The organism is Synechococcus sp. R6-10 (assembly GCF_047461815.1).
GTDB lineage: Bacteria > Cyanobacteriota > Cyanobacteriia > Thermostichales > Thermostichaceae > Thermostichus.
Map to the genome: position 1 here is coordinate 1 of NZ_JANSHW010000730.1, position 720 is coordinate 720.

General features: G+C 57.1%; 1 protein-coding gene. It reads left to right on the top strand.

Annotated elements, in window-relative coordinates:
- Nucleotides 1-536, top strand: a 536-nt coding sequence (locus tag NW837_RS15610; RefSeq protein WP_414332596.1) for a response regulator, incomplete at its 5' end; no start/stop codon positions are given.
- Between the last annotated feature and the right edge of the window lie 184 nt (nucleotides 537-720).

Below are 720 nucleotides of genomic sequence, written 5' to 3' on the forward strand. Positions count from 1 at the left end.
TGGGGGGAAAAATCGGGGTTTTTAGCCAACCTAATCTGGGGAGCTGCTTCTGGTTCGAGGTACCGCTCCCTATTGTGCAAGAGAGTGCAACAGAGCGCGTGGACGCGCAGCAGGACAATTCGTCGCGAAGCGCTTACGAACTGAAGGGTGTCCGCGTGCTGTTGGTGGAAGACAATCCTGTCAATCAGAAGGTAGCAATACGCATGCTTCAGAAGCTGGGGTGCGCGGTGGATGTGGCGGAGAACGGACAGCAAGCATTAGAGAGGTTAGCGTGCGCTTCCTACGACATTGTTTTGATGGATATGCAAATGCCCGTGATGGACGGGCTAACTGCAACGCGCCTACTGCGCCAACGCGAACAGCAAACAGGCAATCATCAGATTGTGATTGCACTCACGGCGAACGCAATGCAGTCCGACCGTGAGGTCTGCTTTGAAGCGGGTATGGACGATTATCTAAGCAAACCGCTGACACTGGACGCGCTCCAGGCAACGCTAAGACGCTGGGTCGCAGATAACACCGAACGTGCTGCATAATAAGCGACTCTGAAGTCGCTCACCTCCCCTCGCCGATTTGCGGGGCTACCGAATCCATGCGGGCGACATCGGCGTAGGTCTCGCGTTCCACAATCACCCGCGCCGTACCCCCAGCAACGGCGACCATCGCAGGGCGCGGGTAGCGGTTGTATTGGCTGCTCATCGAGTAGGCGTATGCGCCCGT